17 protein-coding genes are annotated in these 18,487 nt (G+C 67.0%); 5 read left to right on the forward strand and 12 right to left on the reverse strand.

Going from position 1 to position 18,487, the window contains the following annotated elements; genetic code table 11:
* Positions 1-69: 69 nt before the first annotated feature.
* The 4 genes from ON062_RS11020 to truB form a co-directional block, all read right to left on the reverse strand.
* Positions 70-1,056, reverse strand: coding sequence for a bifunctional riboflavin kinase/FAD synthetase (locus tag ON062_RS11020; RefSeq protein WP_274647189.1), 987 nt, complete (start codon positions 1,054-1,056; stop codon positions 70-72).
* Complete coding sequence (locus ON062_RS11025) at positions 1,053-1,481, reverse strand: hypothetical protein (RefSeq protein ID WP_274647190.1); 429 nt, start codon at positions 1,479-1,481, stop codon at positions 1,053-1,055. The genes ON062_RS11020 and ON062_RS11025 overlap by 4 nt, the downstream gene beginning before the upstream one ends.
* A 77-nt stretch (positions 1,482-1,558) precedes the next feature.
* Positions 1,559-1,927: a hypothetical protein gene (locus ON062_RS11030; RefSeq protein WP_274647191.1), complete on the reverse strand. Its 369-nt coding sequence runs from the start codon at positions 1,925-1,927 to the stop codon at positions 1,559-1,561.
* Positions 1,924-2,868 (reverse strand): tRNA pseudouridine(55) synthase TruB, encoded by a 945-nt coding sequence (truB, locus tag ON062_RS11035; RefSeq protein ID WP_274647192.1) that lies wholly within the window; start codon positions 2,866-2,868, stop codon positions 1,924-1,926. Before truB ends, ON062_RS11030 begins: the two co-directional genes overlap by 4 nt.
* A 417-nt stretch (positions 2,869-3,285) precedes the next feature.
* On the opposite strand from truB, the gene ON062_RS11040 reads away from it, so the two are divergent.
* On the forward strand, positions 3,286-4,146 hold the full coding sequence (locus tag ON062_RS11040) for an endonuclease domain-containing protein (RefSeq protein ID WP_274647193.1): 861 nt from the start codon (positions 3,286-3,288) through the stop codon (positions 4,144-4,146).
* A 229-nt stretch (positions 4,147-4,375) separates the two neighbouring features.
* Positions 4,376-5,242 (forward strand): A/G-specific adenine glycosylase, encoded by an 867-nt coding sequence (locus tag ON062_RS11045; RefSeq protein WP_274647194.1) that lies wholly within the window; start codon positions 4,376-4,378, stop codon positions 5,240-5,242.
* Between the two features lie 30 nt (positions 5,243-5,272).
* On the opposite strand, the gene rbfA is transcribed toward ON062_RS11045, so the two are convergent.
* From rbfA to nusA, 4 genes are all read right to left on the reverse strand, one after another.
* Positions 5,273-5,737 carry a 30S ribosome-binding factor RbfA gene (rbfA, locus tag ON062_RS11050; protein WP_274647195.1) on the reverse strand — a complete coding sequence of 155 codons (465 nt, stop codon included), beginning with the start codon at positions 5,735-5,737 and terminating at the stop codon, positions 5,273-5,275.
* A gap of 94 nt (positions 5,738-5,831) precedes the next feature.
* Positions 5,832-8,648, reverse strand: a complete 2,817-nt coding sequence (infB, locus tag ON062_RS11055) for a translation initiation factor IF-2 (protein ID WP_274647196.1) — start codon at positions 8,646-8,648, stop codon at positions 5,832-5,834.
* 56 nt (positions 8,649-8,704) lie between these two features.
* The gene (locus tag ON062_RS11060; RefSeq protein WP_274647197.1) at positions 8,705-8,977 is read right to left on the reverse strand and encodes a YlxR family protein; all 273 of its coding nucleotides are present in this window, start codon (positions 8,975-8,977) and stop codon (positions 8,705-8,707) included.
* A 29-nt stretch (positions 8,978-9,006) separates the two neighbouring features.
* Positions 9,007-9,996 carry a transcription termination factor NusA gene (nusA, locus tag ON062_RS11065; RefSeq protein ID WP_274647198.1) on the reverse strand — a complete coding sequence of 330 codons (990 nt, stop codon included), beginning with the start codon at positions 9,994-9,996 and terminating at the stop codon, positions 9,007-9,009.
* Between the two features lie 129 nt (positions 9,997-10,125).
* On the opposite strand from nusA, the gene ON062_RS11070 reads away from it, so the two are divergent.
* On the forward strand, positions 10,126-11,637 hold the full coding sequence (locus ON062_RS11070) for a sodium:alanine symporter family protein (protein WP_274647199.1): 1,512 nt from the start codon (positions 10,126-10,128) through the stop codon (positions 11,635-11,637).
* A 27-nt stretch (positions 11,638-11,664) separates the two neighbouring features.
* Positions 11,665-12,477 carry a DUF1206 domain-containing protein gene (locus tag ON062_RS11075; RefSeq protein WP_274647200.1) on the forward strand — a complete coding sequence of 271 codons (813 nt, stop codon included), beginning with the start codon at positions 11,665-11,667 and terminating at the stop codon, positions 12,475-12,477.
* On the opposite strand, the gene ON062_RS11080 is transcribed toward ON062_RS11075, so the two are convergent.
* Together ON062_RS11080 and ON062_RS11085 are read right to left on the reverse strand one after the other, a co-directional pair.
* Positions 12,474-13,502, reverse strand: a complete 1,029-nt coding sequence (locus ON062_RS11080; protein WP_274647201.1) for a TIGR00730 family Rossman fold protein — start codon at positions 13,500-13,502, stop codon at positions 12,474-12,476. The two genes, ON062_RS11075 and ON062_RS11080, sit on opposite strands and share 4 nt — an antisense overlap.
* A 28-nt stretch (positions 13,503-13,530) precedes the next feature.
* Complete coding sequence (locus ON062_RS11085) at positions 13,531-15,327, reverse strand: proline--tRNA ligase (RefSeq protein WP_274647202.1); 1,797 nt, start codon at positions 15,325-15,327, stop codon at positions 13,531-13,533.
* A 72-nt stretch (positions 15,328-15,399) separates the two neighbouring features.
* Here ON062_RS11085 and pcp point away from each other — a divergent pair, with 72 nt between their 5' ends.
* Entirely contained in the window at positions 15,400-16,038 is a 639-nt protein-coding gene (gene pcp / locus ON062_RS11090; RefSeq protein WP_274647203.1) for a pyroglutamyl-peptidase I, read from the forward strand.
* On the opposite strand, the gene ON062_RS11095 is transcribed toward pcp, so the two are convergent.
* Both ON062_RS11095 and ispG read right to left on the reverse strand, forming a co-directional pair.
* Entirely contained in the window at positions 16,031-17,221 is a 1,191-nt protein-coding gene (locus tag ON062_RS11095) for a benzoate/H(+) symporter BenE family transporter (RefSeq protein ID WP_274647204.1), read from the reverse strand. The two genes, pcp and ON062_RS11095, sit on opposite strands and share 8 nt — an antisense overlap.
* 37 nt (positions 17,222-17,258) lie before the next feature.
* On the reverse strand, positions 17,259-18,410 hold the full coding sequence (gene ispG / locus ON062_RS11100; protein WP_274647205.1) for a flavodoxin-dependent (E)-4-hydroxy-3-methylbut-2-enyl-diphosphate synthase: 1,152 nt from the start codon (positions 18,408-18,410) through the stop codon (positions 17,259-17,261).
* Positions 18,411-18,487: the final 77 nt, after the last annotated feature.

Here is an 18,487-nt window from a genome sequence, read left to right on the forward strand (position 1 = left end):
TTCGCACGACGATGCACTCGCCTTGATCGTAGGCGGGCGAGGGGTGAGCGGTCTATGCCCGCGGCGACATCACGCCAGCGCGGCGCGCACCTTTACGACGTCATCGGCGATCTGCTCGATGAGCGCCTCGATGCCGGCGAAGGCGGTCATGCCGCGCACCCGCGAGACGAACTGCACTTCGACCATATGACCGTACAGATCGAGGCCTGTCTCATCGAGCACGTATGCCTCGACCTGCCGAGTGACGACGTCGTCGAAGGTGGGATTCGTGCCGATGCTGATGGCCGCGGGGTACCGGATGCTCCGCCGCGCGTTGCGTGCGGGTGCGCGATCCGCGCCCGGGTCGACCGCTCCGTGGTCGATCAGCCAGCCCGCGTACACCCCTTCTGCCGGGACGAACCCGGCAAGATCCTCGGAGAGGTTCGCGGTGGGAAAGCCGAGCTCGCGCCCGCGCTTGAGTCCGTGAACCACTTCCCCCTCGACACTGTGGGTGCGCCCCAGAAGGCGCGACGCCGTGGCGACGTCCCCCTCGGTCAGCGCTTCGCGGATCCACGTCGATGACACACGCCGTCCCGCATCCACGGCACGCACGTCGCCGACCACCTGAACGTCGAAGCCCATTTCGGCGCCGATCTCGGTGAGGTACTCCGGTGTTCCCGCGCCTCTGTGACCGAAGCGGAAGTCTTCGCCGACCAGCACAGTGCGTGCGGCGAGCGCGTCGCGCAGGATTGTCTCGACGAACTCCCGGGGCGGCATCGACGCCAGATCGGTGTCGAACTTCAGCAGCAGCGTCGCATCGACTCCGGCGTCGGCAAGCAGGGCGAGCTTCTGCTCGACCCCGACGAGGTCCTCCGGGCACACCTCGGGGCGCAGCAGCGAGAGCGGGTTGCGGTCGAATGTGACCGCCACCACGCGCGCGCCGAGCCCCGCGGCATCCACCCGCGCACGATCGATGACGGCACGGTGGCCCGAGTGGACGCCATCGAACTTGCCGATCGCCACCACCGAGGGCCCGAACCCTGGGGGCACGTCGGCCGGGTTCTCGAAAACGATCATGCGTCCACCGAGATGCGGTGGGTCGCCGGTTGGTGCGTGGTCAACCACCAGAGCCCCAGGAAGGGCAGCACGAGCGGAACGAACAGATACCCCATGCCGTACCAGGACCACACGGTGGGGTGCGCAAACCATTCCGGCAAGACGAGGCCGAGGGTGCCGACGATCAGCACACCAGCCAGCTCGAACACGATGGCGATCCAGGCGACGCGGTACCACGCCCTCGAACCCGCGAAGACCAGGGCGAGCGTGGCGACGATGTACACCAGCGCTGCCAGTGCCGACAGCGAGTACGCCAATGGCGCGTCGGAAAACTCGCGAACGATCTGAACGAAAGAGCGACCGGTGGCGGCGAGCGCCATGATCGCGTACACGATCACGAGGACTCGGCCGATGCCGGTCATACGGGGGCGAGTATCTGGCGACATGACGTCACAATCCTACGTGGCGGCGAGCGCCATGGCCCGCGTGCGACAGGGGGCCTGCGGGGCCGAATGATCGGCGCTCAGGCGATCTGGATCGTCCAGATCACCTGCATACGCCACACCATGACTGCCACGGCCAGCGCCGCGACACCCATGATGACGGTGCTCCAGCGGCTGCGCTCGACGAGCGCCCATGCCACACCGGCCGGTGGGAGCAGCACCGCCGATACGAGATAGACCCAGTACTCGAGCAGACTTCCGGTGGGCGGGTTTCCGGCGAGTGGCGCGATGATCGCGATCACAACCTGCGCGATGAGCAGCAGCTCGAGCAGGGCCAGCGCTCCGACAGTGAAGTCGCTCGGACGGCGCCCCGCAAGACCGGCGATGATGCAGAACAATCCTCCCGCCACCGCAACAACCACCTGCACGATGGTGAACCACATGATCATCGGCTTGCCCCCTCGGGCATGTTCATCGCGCTCTTGACGTCATCGCCGCGCTTCTCCACGATGCCCACCAGAGCATCCGATGGATCGATCGCCGCGGTCGGGTTCGCCGTGAGCCGCGCTGCGGCACCACTCAGACGCTTGCCGTGGCGCAGATCGCGTGCTTCTTGCTCCGAAACATCGAAGCGTCCCAGCACCGCTGTGGCCACATCGGCCGGCGTGCGCAGGGTGAGGCGAGGCGTGCCCGCGGGTTCGGCCTGCGAGGCGGCGGCCTCGATGACATCATCCATCGACGTCGCGTCCGCCACGTCGAATGGACCGATACGGGTGCGACGCAGGGCCGTCAGATGTCCTCCGACCCCAAGCGCTGCACCCAAGTCCCGAGCGAGCGACCGAATGTAGGTGCCGCTACTGCAATCGACCACCACATCGAGGTCAATCACTCCGTGCGCTCGCCGCTCCGCTCGCACCTCGAAGCGCGACACCGTCACCCGGCGTGCCTTCAGTTCAACCTCTTCCCCCGCGCGCGCCAAGTCGTAGGCGCGCTTGCCGTCGACCTTGATCGCCGAGTAGGTGCTCGGCACTTGCGAGATCTCCCCCGACAGGGCCGCGATCGCGGCGGTGATCTCGTCGGATGCCACGGCCGAAGCATCCGACACCGCAACCGTCTGACCGTCGGCGTCGTCTGTGTCGGTAGCCACGCCAAGACGAATCGTGGCCTCGTACGTCTTGTCGAGGCCGACGATGTAGGTGAGCAGGCGCGTCGCGCCCTCGACTCCGAGGACAAGCAAGCCGGTCGCCATGGGGTCGAGGGTGCCCGCATGTCCGACCTTGCGAGTGCCAAGAGCGCGACGCGCCTTGGCAACCACATCGTGCGAAGTCATGCCCCCGGCCTTGTCGACCAGGAGGATGCCGGGCGCGGGCGTCGTGCGGGTGGGTGTCACCGAGTGTCCTTCTTTCTCGCGGCCTCCAGCCTACTTTCCGCGTGTCGGTGCGCACGCGCCTGTCGTGCGCGGGACCTCCCTGTGCCTCCCCGCGCTAGCTCCGCCCCCCATGCACCCCTGTCCGCACGCACGGGACACACGCACGCACGGGGCACGCGCACGCACGCACGGGACACGCGCACGCACGGGACACACGCACGCACGGGAGGAGATCCAGGATACGGAGGATGCTCCCCGGCCTCGGCATCCTCCCGAACCTCGATCTCCTCCGCGCGTCGCGGCTCTGCATCGCAAGCGTGTCGCCGTCGCAGCCCTGTCGCCAGCCCCGGCTCCTCCCCAAGCCCGCCAGCACGCCGCTTTCAGCACAATTCACCGGCGACTCGCTTCGCACGTGTTCCGCGACCGCATGCTGGAGCGATGACGCGCCGATCCCCCGCCCAGCAGATCGCGGAACTGACGAAAGCGCTACGCCACACCGGCGGGGTGATGCGCGCGAGCGCCGTCACCGACCTCGGCTTCAGCCCACACTGTGTGCGCGCGGCCATGGTTGCTGGAGCCGTAACGCGACCGCGCCGTGGCTGGCTCGCTGACACCGAGGCGGACCCTGAACTCATCGCTGCGGCGCGCGCGGGCGTGGTCCTGACCTGCATCACCGAGGCGCGGCGGCGCGGCCTCTGGGTGTTGGATGAACTCGAGAAGCACGTCGCTGCGCCCGCGCGCTCCGGGCGGGTCGCCGCTGATCCGAAGCGCGCGCACGTGCACTGGTGCGAGCCGGCCATCCCGCGGCATCCGGGATCGCTCGTCGACCCGATCGAGAACGTTCTGGCGATCGTCGCCGCATGCCAACCCTATGAGAAAGCGCTCGTGATCTGGGAATCTGCGCTGCGCCAGGGACTCGTCGATCGCCAGGTGCTTGCTGGCCTGCGACTTCCACCACAGGGTCGCAGACTCCTCAAGGATGCGACCCCTTGGTCGGATTCGGGACTAGAGACGCTCGTCATCCCCCGGCTGCTCTGGCTTCGACTACCCATTCGCCCGCAAATCTGGATTGCCGGACACCGCGTCGACTTTCTCATCGGAGACAGGCTCGTGCTCCAGATAGATGGCAAGCATCATGTGGGTCGGCAACGGGCTGAGGATATCGCCCACGACGCGCACCTACGGTTGCTCGGCTACACGGTCGTTCGCGTTTCCTACGGGCAGATCGTCGAACGCTGGCACGAGGTGCAGGACCAAATCATGCGGGCCGTAGCGCAGGGCCTTCACCGCGCGAGCTGAAGGCGCTTCGTGAGGAGATCGCGCTTCGGGAGGAGCTCGCGCTTCGGGAGGATGTGATGTGCCCGCGTGATCCTCCCGAAGGCACATTCTCCTCCCCCAGAATCATGGCCGGGGCGCCGTGCGCGACACGCAAGATCACACACTCCACACGCTGGCCACGCGCGCCGGGCCCCAATGCGGCGCACATGCGCGGCACCAACGCTGTCGCGCAGACGCATAGGCTGATCGGATGCCGCACCTCGCCACGCCCGTGATCGCGTGGTACCGCGAGAACGCACGGGATCTGCCGTGGCGGCATCCGGAATTCGGAGCCTGGGGCGTCCTGGTCAGCGAGTTCATGCTGCAGCAGACCCCCGTCACCCGTGTGATCCCCTTGCTCGAGAACTGGCTACTCCGGTGGCCGACGCCGACCGCACTGGCCGAGGCTTCCCCCGCCGACGCCGTACGCCAGTGGGCGAATCTCGGATATCCCCGGCGTGCCCTGTGGCTTCACCAAGCAGCCGTGCAGATCCGCGACCGTCACGACGGCGTTGTCCCGGACGACGTCGACGAACTCCTGGCTCTCACGGGAATCGGCGACTACACGGCGCGCGCCGTGTCGGTGTTCGCGTACGGCCAGCGCCACCCCGTGGTCGACACGAACACGCGTCGCGTTCTGGCGCGCGCGGTACACGGGCGGTCACAGCCGGGCAACGCGGCACGACGCGACCTTCAGGACATGGAACGCATCCTCCCCGACAGCGATGAGGACGCCGCGATCGTGAACGCGGGCATGATGGAACTCGGCGCGCTGATCTGCGTCGCGCGATCGCCCCGATGCGAGGCGTGCCCCATCGCTGGCGAGTGCGCGTGGCGCTCTGCCGGCTACCCGGATACGGGCGACGAACGCCGCAAGCAGGCGCGGTACGAAGGGAGCGACCGTCAGGCGCGAGGTGCGGTGCTGAAAATGCTGCGGGATGCCACAGACCACACGATCGCAATCGATGCGGTGATCGCCGAATGGCCCGACCCGCGCCAGCGTGATCGTGCGATCGACTCACTTATCGCCGACGGCCTCGCCGAGGCGAATGCGGGGATGCTGCGCCTGCCGCAATGAGCAGGGCGCAGGCACCCGCGCTCAGCACCCTCAGGCGCGCGCGTCGCCCTCGTCTGAGGGCTCGTCCTCGTCCGCAACGACGCGCGGCTTGACGTACGGGTCTTCGTCGCCTGCGTAGCTGGCACCCGAAGCGATGGCCGTCACCGCTTCATCGCGCTCGCGCGCCTCGCGCAGCAGATCGGCGATGTGACCGGCGTTATCGGGAAGAGCATCCAGGATGAACTCCAGCGAAGGGGTGAGGCGCACGTTCAGGTGCTTGCCCACCTCAGAGCGCAGCATTCCGGTCGCTGCTTTCAGCGCCGCAGCCGAATCGGCGCGCTCCTGGTCGGTGCCGAACACCGTGTAGAACACGGACGCGTGCTGCAGATCGCCCGTCACACGCACATCGGTGATCGTGACGAACCCGAGTCGCGGGTCGCGCAGCCCTTTCTCGAGCCGCTCTGCGAGGATCACGCGGATACGGTCGCCCAGTCGCGCCTGTCGTTCGCTTGCCATGTTCTGTCTTCTTTCTCGTTCGACGCGGGGACAACCCCGCGGCGATGGGTCAGGGTGCCGCGCTCACGAGGAGCACGGCACCCTGGACGCGGGATCAGCCGCGCGGCTTCTCCACCATTTCCGTGGTTTCGATCTCGTCGCCGACCTGAATGTCGTTGTATTTTCCGAGGCCGATACCGCACTCGAAGTCCGTGCGGACTTCGGTGACATCGTCCTTGAAGCGACGCAGCGACTCGATGGCGAGGCCATCCGCGAGCACAACACCGTCGCGGATGACGCGTGCCTTGGCGTTTCGCGTGATCGTTCCCGAGCGCACGATGACACCGGCGATGTTGCCGAACTTCGAGGAGCGGAACACCTCGCGGATCTCGGCGACACCCGACTGAACCTCTTCGAACTCCGGCTTGAGCAGGCCCTTGAGCGACTGCTCGACGTCGTCGATCGCGTTGTAGATGACCGAGTAGAACCGGACGTCGACACCTTCGCGCGATGCACGCTCGCGCGCCTTGGTGTCGGGGCGCACGTTGAAGCCGATCACGATGGCGTTGTCGATCGTGGCCAGGTTGATGTCGGACTCGGTGATCGCACCCACACCGCGGTGGATGATGCGCAGCTGCACCGACTCGTCGACCTCGATCTTGAGCAGCGACTCTTCGAGCGCTTCGACAGCACCCGAGACGTCACCCTTGATGATGAGGTTGAGCGACTCGACCTTGCCCTCTTCGAGCGCACGGGTGAAGTCTTCGAGCGAGATGCGCTTGCGGGCCTTGGCCAGCTGTGCATTGCGCTCGGCCGCTTCACGCTTCTCAGCGATCTGTCGCGCCAGGCGGTCCTCTTCGGTCACGATGAAGACGTCACCGGCACGCGGCACCGAGTTGAGGCCCTGCACCTGCACCGGGCGTGAGGGCGCAGCCTCTGCCACCGCTTCACCGTTCTCGTCGATCATGGCGCGCACGCGGCCGTACGCCGTACCCGCGACAATCGCGTCGCCGACGCGGAGCGTTCCGGACTGGATCAGCACCGTCGCCACCGAACCACGACCCTTGTCGAGCTTGGCTTCGATCGCCACACCACGCGCTGCCTTGTTCGGGTTCGCGGTGAGGTCGAGTCCGGCGTCGGCGGTGAGGAGGACGGCGTCAAGGAGATCCTGGATGCCGGTTCCCTGGCGAGCCGAGACGTCGACGAACATCACGTCGCCACCGTACTCTTCGGCCACCAAGCCGTATTCGGTGAGCTGCTGGCGCACCTTGGCCGGGTTGGCATCGGGCTTATCGACCTTGTTGACGGCCACGACGATCGGCACGTTCGCCGCCTGCGCGTGGTTCAGCGCCTCCACTGTCTGCGGCATGATGCCGTCGTCGGCGGCGACCACCAGGATGGCGAGGTCGGTGACCTGGGCACCACGGGCACGCATGGCGGTGAACGCCTCGTGACCCGGGGTGTCGATGAAGGTGATCGCGCGCTCGATGTCTTCGTGCTCGGTCCACACCTGGTAGGCACCGATGTGCTGCGTGATGCCGCCGGCCTCGCCCGCCACGACGTTCGTCTGGCGAATGGCGTCGAGCAGTCGCGTCTTACCGTGGTCGACGTGACCCATGACAGTCACAACAGGAGGACGAATCTCGAGGTCTTCGTCGCTCTCCTCGGCGAGTTCCTTCTCGAGGTCGAGACCGAAGCCCTCGAGGAGCTCCTTGTCCTCGTCCTCCGGCGAAACCATCTGAATCTTGTAGCCGAGTTCTTCACCCAGCACCTCAAAGGTGGCTTCGTCGAGAGACTCGGTCGCCGTCGCCATTTCACCCAGGTTGAACAGGATGGTGACGAGGGTTCCAGGCTGGACCGTGTAGCCCGTCAAGTTTTCGATCTTGTCGGCGAAGTCCGCGATCGACGCGCCGCGACGCATGCGGATGACCTCACCGTTACCGCGCTGAACGTTGACGCCGCCGACCGTCGGGGCATCCCGCATCTCGAATTCTTGCCGCTTCGCCCGACGCGACTTACGCTGCTTGGACTTGCCGCCGCCCTTACCGAAGGCCCCCGCGGTACCACCGCCGGGCCCACGACCACGGCCACCGCCACCGGGACGACCCGCGAAACCGCCGGGAGCGCCACCGGGAGCACCGCCCGGACGCTGGAAGCCGCCGCCGGCACCACCGGGACGACCCGGACCGCCGGAGCGCTGCTGGAACGGAGCGCCGGGACGACCGCCGCCACCGGCGCGTCCGCCGCCACCGGGTCGAGGCGCACCCGGACGGGGCGCACCGGGACGCGGAGCCTGCGGGCGCGGGATGTTGCCGGGCGTCGGGCGCTGGCCCATGCCCTGCGACGACGCGAACGGGTTGTTACCCGGGCGTGGGCCAGCGGGGCGCTGTCCCATGCCCTGCGACGACGCGAAGGGGTTGTTCCCGGGGCGCGGCGCGCCACCGGGACGCGGTGCCGACTGACCGGGAGTGGGAGCCGAGGAAGACGGCTTCGCTGCGCCGGGAGTGGGTGCACCGGGAGCCGCGGGCTTCGCCGACGGGGCGTCAGCGGCCGGAGCAGCGGGTGCGGCCTCAGCGGCCGGAGCCGCGGGCTGTGCCGCGCCGGGCTTCGCAGCACCGGGCTTCGGCGCGCCCGGAGTGGGCGCGCCCGGTTTTGCTGCACCGGGCTTTGCTGCACCGGGCTTTGCAACGCCAGGCTTCGCAGCCCCGGGGCGTGCAGCACCGGCCCCCGCTGCCGGGGCGCTGGAGGGAGCGGAAGCGCCCGCTCCGTCTGCTTCGAGGGCGGCGCGCAATTTGCGAGCCACCGGAGGTTCAATGGTCGACGCTGGGCTCTTCACGAACTCGCCGAGCTCCTTGAGCTTGGCGAGGGCCACCTTGCTGTCGACGCCGAGTTCGGAAGCGATCTCGTGTACGCGTGGTTTGGCGTTTGCCACAATTCTCCTGTCTGAGGTCTCCCCAGGCAGGGCAGACCATTAGTCGCGGACGGGTCTCATTTCGAGCCGTTCACTTTGTTTCCATAGCCGTTTAGCCGTTTCTCGATGGTCTGCGTGTCAAGCGGGCCTGACACGCGGAGTGCCCGCACGAATGCGCGGCGCCGAATGGCGGCATCCACACACTTCGCCGTCTCGTGCACCCACGCGCCGCGCCCCGGCATCACTGCGCGCTCGTCAATGACGAGTACGGAGTTGATGGATACGACCCTGAGGAGGGCCGACCGAGGAGCACGCGTGCGGCATCCGACGCACGTTCGTACGGGTTCCATCGTACACCCAGGCGGCGCGGTGCCGCCCGTCAGCCCTCCTCGAGGATGCTGTCGGGCTGGATGTCGATCTTCGCGCCGGTGAGCTTTGCTGCCAGACGCGCGTTCTGGCCCTCCTTGCCGATGGCAAGCGACAGCTGGTAGTCGGGGACGAGCGCACGAACGGCCTTGCTGGACGCGTCGAGCACGAATGACGACGTCACCTTCGCGGGAGACAGTGCGTTCGCGACGAACTTCGGCAGGTCGGCGTCGTAGTCGACAATGTCGATCTTCTCGCCCGCTAACTCTTCGGTGACGGCACGCACGCGGCGCCCCAGTTCCCCGATACACGCGCCCTTCGCGTTGATGCTCGGGTCGTTCGCCTTCACCGCGATCTTGCTGCGGTGACCAGCCTCACGTGCCAGTGAGACGATCTCGACGACGCCGGTGGCGATTTCGGGCACTTCGAGCGCGAACAGCTTGCGGACGAGGCCGGGGTGCGTACGGGACACGGTGATCTGCGGGCCCTTTTGACCCTTCGACACGCTCGTGACGTACACGCGCAAACGCGAGCCGTGAGCATATTCCTCTCCGGGTACCTGCTCTTCGGGCGGCAGGATCGCTTCGACCGTGCCGAGGTCGACATGGATCATGCGCGGGTTCGGCCCCTGCTGGATCATGCCGGCGACGATGTCGCCTTCTTTGCCACGGAACTCCCCCAGCACCGCGTCGTCGGCGATGTCACGCAGACGCTGGCTGATGACCTGCTTGGCGGCGAACGCCGCGATTCGTCCGAAGTCCTCGGGAGTGCTCTCTTCCTCGCCGATGATCACGTCATCGTCATCACGCAAAGGGATCATGACAGCGACGTGACCGGTCTTGCGGTCGAGCTCTGCGCGCGCACCCTCGGGGAGTTCACCCGCGGGCGAGGTGTGCTTGGCGTAGGCGGTCAGAATCGCCTGTTCAATGATGCGCACGAGTTCTTCGAAGGGAATCTCCTTCTCGCGCTCGACGGTTCGCAACAGTCCGAGATCGATGTCCACAGGGGCCTCCGTATTCAGCTCTCTCCAGCGCCACACGGCCGCCGGAACCCTACAACGTTACAGGATGCCGTCGCGCGACACCCTGAGAAGACACTGGTCAAAGCTCCGGGCGACCCCCATACTGACGCAATGGACGTCGTTAACGAATGGCTGCTGTTCTGGGGCGACCGGCTGTGGACGTGGCTCGTCCTCCCGGTCGTCGTGTTGCTGGGCCTCTACTTCACGGTGCGTTCGGGCGTCGTGCAGTTCCGGCTCATCCCCGAGATGTTCCGCACCCTCACAGACAAGACGCCGCGCACCACCGACGGCAAGCCGCAGTCGGTGTCCGCGTTTCAGGCGTTCACGGTGTCGGCAGCATCACGCGTCGGCGTCGGAAACATTGCGGGCGTGGGCACGGCCATCGCGATCGGCGGGCCGGGCGCGGTGTTCTGGATGTGGCTGATGGCCTTCGTGGGCGGCGCATCGAGCTTCATCGAGTCCTCCCTCGCGCAACTGTTCAAGGTGCGCGACGCTGACGGCTTCCGCGGTGGCCCGGCGTACTACATGCAGCGCGGCCTGAACGCCCGCTGGCTGGGCATCTGGTTCGCGATCATCCTGATCATCTGCTTCCCCTTCGCGTTCAGTTCGCTCCAGGCCAACACCATCGCGGCCACGATCACCGCCACCATCGGCGACGACTCCCCTGTGTGGTTGCCCTGGGTCATCGGCGGCGTCGTCGCGACGCTGACGGCGTTGGTCGTCTTCGGCGGCATCCGTCGCATTGCATCCGTCACGCAACTGCTCGTGCCCATCATGGCGCTCGCCTACCTCTTGCTTGGACTTGCGGTCGTGGCACTCAACATCGAGCGTCTGCCTGAGGTGTTCGCCTCGATCTTCACCCAGGCGTTCGGCTTCAACGAGGTCGTGGGTGCCACGCTGGGCTACATCGTGCTCACCGGTGTGAAGCGCGGCATGTTCTCCAACGAGGCGGGCTTGGGCTCGGCCCCGAACGCGGGGGCAAGCGCAGCGGTGACGCACCCGGTCAAGCAAGGCCTCGTCCAGACCCTCGGTGTGTACTTCGACACCTTCCTGGTGTGCTCGATCACCGCGTTCATCATCTTGGTGTCGGTGCCAGACCTCGCTAATGCGGAACGTGGGATCGATCTCACCCAGGGGGCACTCGTATCGTCCCTCGGCGACTGGTCGAGTATCGCGCTGAGCATCATCATCTTCTTGCTCGCGTTCTCGTCCATCCTCGGCAACTATTACTACGGCGAATCGAACATCGAATTCATCAATCCGCGCCGTGGCATCCTCACGGGCTATCGGATCATGGTTGTCCTCGCAGTCCTGGCAGGGTCTGTGGTCGGTGCCGACCTGGTGTGGAACTTCGCCGATGGCGTCATGGGTCTCATGGCGCTTACCAATCTCGTCGCGATCGCGTTGCTCTCGGGATTGGCCTTCCGACTGCTGAAGGACTACACCGAACAGCGGCGCGCGGGCCGAAACCCCGTCTTCACTCGTGATCGCATGCCTGATGTGAAGGGCATCGAGGTCTGGGAGGACGAACTGTCGGTGACCGGCCCGCTCGACATCGTCACCAAGCAACACGAAGCAGAAAAGCACCGAGACCACCTCCACGGTGCCCCGCGGAGCGAGTAAAGCGCTGCGACAACTTATGCTCGGCAGGTGACGCAGAGCGGGAACGACGCGAAAGAGCTGGCACGCGAGGCGCAGACCTCATCGGCGTTGCGCGGGCTTGCGCGCGCGGGATACGTCGCGAACGGGCTCGTTCACCTGCTCATCGGAGCGATCGTGCTCGTCGTCGCTATCGGTGGGGATGCCGAGAGCGATCAAGCCGGAGCGTTCAAGGCTGTCGCGGCCGTGCCTGCAGGCTTCATCGCCCTGTGGGCACTGGCTGTCGCGCTCTGGGGTCTAGCTGCATGGCAGGCCCTCGAAGGCATACTCGTACGAGATCGCAACATGCTCAAGAAGTGGGCGCAGCGGATCTCCCACGGGGGTCAGACCGTTATCTACGCTGCCCTCGGCGTGATCTCTGCCGCCGTCGCTCTCGGAGCGCGGCCCGACGGGGAGGCGACCACCGAGACGTGGAGCGGTCGTCTTCTCGCGCTCCCCGGCGGTCTGTTCGTCCTGGGCGCGCTCGGGCTAGGGATCGGAATCGGAGGCGTCTCGTTCGCGATCGTGGGGACGCGGCGAGGGTTCGAGAAGTATGTCGACCTTCCGCAGACGCGCCTGGGCACGGCGGTCCGAGCGTTAGGGGTCATCGGATACGTCGCCAAGGGTGTGGCACTGACCGTCGTCGGCGTGCTGCTGGTGACGGCCGCGTTCACCGTCGAGCCCACGATCGCGGGCGGTTTCGATGGCGCGATCCAGGCGCTGCTCGCCCTCCCCGCCGGTCCCGCCCTCGCGGGAATCGTGGGGGCGGGGTTTGTGGCGTACGGAGTGTTCTGCGGCTTCCGCGCGCGGTTCGCGAGGCTCTAGGCCGCGGCGTCGTTGATCGCGTCGATGATGCGATACAGCGATCCCACCTTGTAGGGGTTGAGGTGCAGAACCAGCCGCGGGAGGTCCACGCGGTCGCCATCATCGATCTCTGCGCGCAGCGCGCCGCGCGACTCGATCTGCCCTTCGGTGAGCAGGTGGCCGAAGCGCTCATTCAGCGTCGCGACCAGTTCGTCGGTCGGCTGCATACGCACGCGCAACACGAGCCGCTCGCCGACCCAGCGCAGTGAGTCATAGTTTCGCCAGAACCCCGTGATCGCCGCGGCTGCGGCATCCACCGAATCCGTCACGAGCACGCGGTCGAAGTCATCGGGAGAAATGACTCCGGATGCCGCGAGCTGCTCGTCGACGAATCTGCGCAGTCCGTTCCAGAACGTTCCGCCCGGTGCATCCAGCAGCACAATCGGCGCCGGGTCAGCCTTGCCGGTCTGCTGCAGCGTGAGGAGTTCGAACATTTCGTCCAACGTCCCGAACCCTCCCGGCACGCACACGAAACCGCGGGATTCCTTGACCAGCATGAGCTTCCGGGTGAAGAAGTACTTCATCGCCACGTTTGCGCCGGAGGCCACGATGGCGTTCGGTTTGTCCTCGAAGGGCAGGCGAATCGACACACCGATGGAGCGGGCGGCTCCTGCACCCTCGGCCGCGGCACGCATGATGCCCGGGCCTGCACCGGTGACGACCATCCACCCCTGATCGGCCAGCGCACGTGCGACCTGCGTCGCCTGTCGGTACAGCGCATCATGCGGCTGCGTGCGCGCAGACCCGAAAATCGTGACCTTCGGGATGTCCTGATACGGCGCGAAGAGCTGAAACGCGGCACGCATCTCGGTCAACGCGGCCGAGGTGATCTTGAGATCAAGGCGCGACGTATCGTCGAGCCCTAAGCCGACACCCGTCGCGAGAATGCGGGCGATCAGATCGACGTTGCCTTCGATGCCCGCATCCTCAATGAGGCGGCGCACATCATCCGTGACTTCCGGGGGGATGGCAGATCTATCGGACATGCCCCCAGCGTGTCACGTCCGTGAGCCGCTACGGGCGCAGGCGCGCGAAGACGTCACCCACGGCGATCGTGTCGCGAGTGCCCGCACGACGGTTCCACACCTCGACCTGGCCATCAGCGGCGCCGCGGCCGGCGACGACGACGTGCGGGACGCCCACGAGTTCGGCATCGCCGAACTTGACGCCCGGCGAGACCTTCGGCCGGTCGTCGTACAGGACGTCGAGCCCTGCGGCATCCAGTTCACGAGCCAGCGACTCAGCGACATCGAATGCCACCTGATCGCGACCGGCCGCGACGACGTGCACGTCGAACGGCGCAACGGATTCGGGCCAGATCAGGCCCTTGTCGTCGTTGTTGAGTTCGGCGATGATCGCGAGAATGCGCGTCACGCCGATGCCGTAGGAGCCCATCGTGACGGTGACCAGTTTGCCGTTCTCGTCGAGAACCTTCAGCCCGAGCGCCTCCGCGTACTTGCGACCGAGTTGGAAGACGTGGCCGATCTCCATGCCGCGTGCCAGCTCGACCGGGCCCGACCCATCGGGGGCGGGGTCGCCTTCGCGCACCGAGGCTACTTCGACGACGCCGTCCGCGGTGAAGTCGCGCCCGGCGACGAGCGAGTGCACGTGCTTCTGATCGATGTTCGCCCCGGTGACCCACGAGGTGCCCTCGACCACACGAGGGTCGAGGAGATAGCGGATGCCGGTGGTCGATTCCTCGCCCAGAACGGCACCCTCCGGCGACCACGGGCCGATGTAGCCCTTCACCAGACCGGGGTTCTCAGCGAAGTCCTTCTCCGTGGCCGCTTCGACCGTGGCGGGGGCGAACGCCACCTCGACGCGCTTGTCGTCGACGTCACGATCACCGGGGATGCCGACAATGACGAGTTCGCGCGTGCCGTCGAGGTGCGTCAGCGCGAGCACGACGTTCTTGAGGGTGTGGGCGGCGGTCCACTCGTGGGCGCCGTCGGTCGCGGGGCCTGCGATGCCCGATGCCGGGGCGCCGAGGTGCCCATTGCAGTGATCCACCAGTGTCTGGATGGTCGGCGTGTTCGGCGAGTCGAACACGACCGCCTCGGCCAGTCCATCGATCGGCAGAGGTTCGGGGGCGAGCGTGGTGAACGCTTCGACGTTCGCCGCGTAGCCGCCGGCGGAGCGCACAAAGGTGTCTTCCCCGACGGGGGTCGGGTGCAGGAACTCTTCCGAGCGAGATCCGCCCATGGCGCCCGCATCCGCCTGAACGATCACGTACTCCAGGCCCAGGCGCTGGAAAATGCGCTCGTACGCGTCGCGCTGCGCCATGTAGCTGGCGTCGAGGCCTGCATCCGTGTGATCGAACGAGTACGCGTCCTTCATCGTGAATTCGCGGCCACGCAGAAGACCCGCGCGCGGACGTGCTTCGTCGCGGTACTTGTCCTGGATCTGGTAGATCGTCAGCGGCAGATCCTTGTACGACGAGTACAGGTCTTTCACGAGCAGCGTGAACGCCTCTTCGTGCGTGGGCGCGAGCAGGTAGTCGGCGTCCTTGCGATCCTTCAGGCGGAAGATCCCCTCGCCGTACTCCTCCCACCGGCCGGTGGCCTCGTAGGGCTCACGCGGCATCAACGCAGGGAAGTGCACCTCCTGCGCACCCGCGCGTGACATCTCCTCGCGCACGATCGTCTCGAGGCGGTTCTTCACGCGCAGGCCCAGCGGCAGCCACGCGAAAATTCCCGGAGCCTGGCGGCGGATGTACCCGGCGCGAACGAGCAGCCGGTGGCTGATCGCCTCAGCGTCGGCGGGGTCTTCGCGGAGCGTGCGGAGGAAGAAATTCGAAAGACGTGTGACCACGAGGGTCAAGTCTACGGATGCCGCGGAGGTCCGGGCGACCCCGCTCGCTCTTCACCCCCGTAGGCTGAAATGATGGCCCGCATCCTCCTCACCGGCTTCGAACCCTTCGGCGGCGACACCGTCAATCCGTCCGGTGACGCGGTCGCGCTCGTGGCGGATGCATGGACCGGCCCCGACGAACTCGTCACAGCGACACTCCCGGTCAGCTTCCGTGGTGCGGCCGAGCAGATGAACGCTCTGCTGGACCGGCATTCCCCCGACATCGTGATCGCGACCGGCCTGGCCGGCGGGCGCTCGGCTGTCACGCCCGAGCGCGTGGCCATCAACCTCGCCGACGCCCGCATCCCGGACAATGACGGCGCTCAGCCTGTCGACCAGGAGAGCGTCCCAGGCGGGCCCCCTGCGGCGTTCGCCACCCTGCCCGTCAAGGCGATTGCCGGCGCGATCCGCGACGCCGGGATCCCCGCCGAGGTGTCGTACTCGGCGGGTACCTACGTGTGCAATCACGTCTTCGCGCACGTGATGCAGTGGGCGGATGCCGCACCCGGGCGCCGCGGCGGGTTCATCCACGTTCCCTATGCCACCGGGCAAGGCTCTCAGAACGCACCCGAGTTGCCGTTGGAAGACATCGCTCGCGCGCTCCGGATCGCGGTGCGAATCAGCGTGGACCGGTCGGTCGACATTCACGTCACCGGCGGCGCGATCAGCTGATCGGGCGGCGCCGGCCCGCGTGCATGACGAACCGCACGATCAGTCCCGCCACGAGCGCCCAGAACGCGGCGCTCACGCCTGCGATCGCGACACCTGATGCGGCGACGACGAAGGTGACGACCGCGGGAAGCCTCTCCCCCGCATCGTCGATGGCCTGCTGAATCGCTGAGCCGAAGGCTGCGAACAGCGCGATCCCCGCCACCGCGGGAATGACGCCTTCCGGCGCCAGCACCACGAGCGCGACGAACGCCGCGGACAACGCGCCGAGCACGATCGCCGACACACCGGTCGACACTCCCGCCACCCAGCGTCGGCGTGGGTCGGGGTCGGCGTCGGGCGCGGCGGCGAGCGCGGCGCTGATCGCCGCGAGGTTGATCGCGTGGCCACCCGCCGGTGCCGATAGCGCGGTACCGAGCCCGGTGACCAGCATCGACGGGCGCCAGGGCACGTCGTACGAGAAGCTGCGCATGATGGCGACACCAGGCACGTTCTGCGATGCCATCGTGACCAGGAACAGCGGGAGGGCGATCCCGATCATCGCGCCCCACGTGAACGTCGGCATGGTCAGCTCGATACTCGGGATCAGGGATGCCACCGCCAGCGCTTCGCCCGTCCGGGCCAGGTGCACCGTAACGACAATCGAGGCCGCAACGAATGCGAGGGGCACAGCCCACCGCGGCGCGAAGCGCACGAACACCAGCCACGTGAGGATCACCGGAGCCACCGCCCACGGGTCGGCGACGAGTGCTCCCACGGGCGCGAGGCACAAGGGCAGGAGCACGCCGGCCAGCATCGCTTGAGCGATCGACGGTGGAATGCGCGCGATCAGCCGCCCCAACGACGGCCAGGCCGCCGTCAAGAGGATCATGCCGGCGACGGCGAGGAAAGCGCCCACCGCCGCGGGCCACCCACCCTCGACCACGCCGGTGGCGGCGAGAAGCGCTGCCCCGGGGGTTGACCACGCCACCGTGATCGGCATGCGATACCGCCACGCGAGCACGATCGAGGCGAGCCCCATGGTCAGACAGAGCGCCAAGAGCCCGCTGGCAGCTTGTGCCGGCGTTGCTCCCGCTGCGGCGAGACCGGTGAGGACAACCGCGAACGAACTGGTGACTCCCACCAGCGCGGTGACGATGCCAGCCGTGATCGGGCGAGCCAGCGAGGTCGACGCAGATGAGGTCACTGCCACACGCTAACGCCACGCGCGGCCGTGGGGAGAATCAGGCGGTGATCACCTGTGCGGTGCCGGGTGCGGCATCCGGTCCCATCTCATCGGCCAGACGATTGGCTTCTGCGATCAGCGTAGAGACAATCTCGGCCTCGGGAACCGTCTTGATGACTTCGCCCTTGACGAAGATCTGACCCTTGCCGTTGCCCGAAGCGACGCCCAGGTCAGCGTCGCGGGCCTCGCCCGGCCCGTTGACGACGCAGCCCATAACCGCGACGCGCAGAGGCACCGTCATGTCCTTGAGCCCCTCGGTGACGCTGTCAGCGAGGGTGTAGACGTCGACCTGCGCGCGACCGCACGACGGGCACGAGACGATCTCGAGCTTGCGCTCACGCAGGTTGAGCGACTGCAGGATCTGGTGGCCGACCTTGACCTCTTCGGCCGGAGGCGCCGAGAGCGACACACGAATCGTGTCGCCGATGCCCTCCCCGAGCAGGATGCCGAAGGCTGTCGCACTCTTAATGGTGCCCTGGAAAGCCGGGCCCGCCTCGGTGACGCCGAGGTGCAGAGGCCAATCGCCGCGCTCGGCAAGCATGCGGTAAGCCTTCACCATGATCACCGGGTCATTGTGCTTGACCGAGATCTTGAAGTCGTGGAAGTCGTGCTCTTCGAATAGCGATGCCTCCCACACGGCGCTCTCTACGAGTGCCTCGGGCGTCGCCTTGCCGTACTTCTGCAGCAGTCGCTTGTCGAGCGAACCCGCATTGACGCCGATGCGCAGCGAGACACCCGCCGCCTTCGCCGCAGCGGCGATCTGCCCCACGTTCCCGTCGAACTCGCGGATGTTGCCGGGATTGACACGCACAGCACCGCAGCCGGCGTCGATCGCGGTGTAGATGTACCGCGGCTGGAAGTGGATGTCGGCGATCACCGGAATCTGGCTCTTCGCCGCGATGATCTTCAGCGCATCGGCGTCATCTTGATGCGGTACCGCGACGCGAACGATCTCGCACCCCGACGCGGTCAATTCGGCGATCTGCTGGAGCGTCGCGTTGATGTTCGTGGTCTGCGTGGTCGTCATGGACTGCACGCTGACGGGAGCATCGCCCCCGACGAGCACTTTGCCGACCTTGATCTGGCGGCTCTTACGACGCGGGGCGAGGACTTCGGGGATCTTCGGCATCCCGAGATTCACGGCTGGCACATCCCCAGCCTACGCCGCGTCGCGCGCCCAGGCCGGGAGCCGACGTGGATCTGGTGGGGGCGGGTCGGTGTGGTAGG

Origin of the sequence: Microbacterium sp. C7(2022), from assembly GCF_028823665.1 — a bacterium.
In the GTDB taxonomy this organism is placed as follows: domain Bacteria; phylum Actinomycetota; class Actinomycetes; order Actinomycetales; family Microbacteriaceae; genus Microbacterium.